Raw genomic sequence first — 1,626 nt, 5'->3', positions numbered from 1 at the left:
GCCTGGATCGCATACCCACTAGGTATGGCAGTTCGTCATCCAGCCATTCGATGGGCAAACTCGAATGGATGCGCTGCCCCTCCTGACGCAATTCGCGAGTTGGCTCCACTGCCACGACGCGACGCCCAAGCCGCGCAACAGGAATGACGCGACAAGCATTGATTTTAGATATTTCCCCTACGGCCGAGGAAGCGAACGGTTCTCGCTCGATTTTAGCCTGCAAGCTAACAGCCCACTGAAGGCGAACCGCCAGGATCGCCCCCAAATAGAGTGGGTATGGGATCAATCGCCGTCTTTCCATATGGCAATATCTTGCCATGCGGCCTTGATCACCTGAAGGGCCTCTCCTACTCAGCACCGACATGGGAGCTTGAAATATGGCCGGCACCAGCCTGCTTTTGTTGATCGACGACATCACCTCGATCCTTGACGATGTGGCAACCATGAGCAAGGTGGCTGCCAGGAAGACCGCTGGTGTCCTGGGCGACGATCTTGCCCTCAATGCGCAACAGGTCAGCGGCGTGAAAGCCGATCGCGAGTTGCCGGTTGTGTGGTCGGTTGCGGTGGGTTCTTTGCGCAACAAGGCGATTCTGGTACCGGCTGCGCTCGCAATCAGTGCTGCGACCCCTTGGGCGATCGTGCCACTGCTGATGGTGGGCGGCGCGTTCCTTTGCTACGAAGGATTTGAAAAGATCGCGCACCGCTTCATGCACGGAGAGTCACGGAGCGAAGTAGATCCTCCTGGCGAGCATCAGGCACAAGATCCTCCGACGGATTCAGCAATTGACGAGAAGGCGAAGATCCGCGGCGCGTGCGCACGGATTTCATCCTGTCCGCCGAGATCATCGTGATCTCACTGGGGACCGTCTCCGGCGCGCCGTTTGGTACGCAGGTGGCCGTGCTGTCCGCCATCGCCCTCGTCATGACAGTGGGTGTCTACGGGCTAGTGGCCGGCATCGTCAAGCTCGACGATGCCGGCCTGTATCTTAGTCAGAAAGCCTCCACCCTCGCGCGAGCCGTGGGCCGCGGGGTTCTTCGGCTGGCGCCTTGGCTAATGCGTATACTTTCCGTTGTGGGTACCGTGGCAATGTTCCTGGTTGGCGGCGGGATACTGGCACACGGATTTCCTGGCATGCATCGCCTGACGGAGGTAACAACGCAAATGCTTGGGGAAGTACCGTTGCTCGGCAGTGGACTGGAAATAGCGGCACCGATGCTGATCAATGCGATGATCGGTCTGCTGGCCGGGGCGTTGGTTACGATCGGCTTCACGGCAGTGAAGCGAGGAATGCGGGTTCTTCTGCCGTCATCGCGCTAACTTGCGACTGGACCTGTACCTTGTGCTGGCGATCGCGGACAAGAAGGTTTGCTTGAAGCAGGCTTTAATCGGCCTTTTCGCCACGAGCGGATCAGAGCGCTGTGCTTGTTTCGGCGCAAAACTCCGAAGGAGCAGCGTGAATCGCCGCCGCAAAAGCAAAACCCCCCAGTACTTTCGTACTGGGGGGTTTCAAGGGAGAGCCTGGCGATTACCTACTTTCACACGGGTATCCCTACTTTCACACGGGTATCCGCACTATCATCGGCGTGGAGTCGTTTCACGGTCCTGTTCGGGATGGGAAGGGGTGG

1 rRNA gene and 2 pseudogenes are annotated in these 1,626 nt (G+C 58.5%); 1 reads left to right on the top strand and 2 read right to left on the bottom strand.

Annotation, left to right across the window (positions count from 1 at the left end):
• Window positions 1–286, bottom strand: a pseudogene (locus AC1DKD_RS41170) (hypothetical protein); the annotation flags it as partial.
• Window positions 287–377: 91 nt separating this feature from the next.
• Here AC1DKD_RS41170 and AC1DKD_RS41165 point away from each other — a divergent pair.
• A pseudogene (locus tag AC1DKD_RS41165) lies at window positions 378–1,318 on the top strand (DUF808 domain-containing protein).
• A gap of 199 nt (window positions 1,319–1,517) precedes the next feature.
• Here the strand turns inward: AC1DKD_RS41165 and rrf are convergent.
• Window positions 1,518–1,626 (bottom strand): 5S ribosomal RNA (gene rrf / locus AC1DKD_RS41160); the annotation flags it as partial.

The organism is Cupriavidus sp. 05T313, from assembly GCF_056396665.1.
The sequence above is the reverse complement of the archived record's forward strand: the minus strand, read 5'-3'. Positions and strand labels throughout refer to the sequence as shown.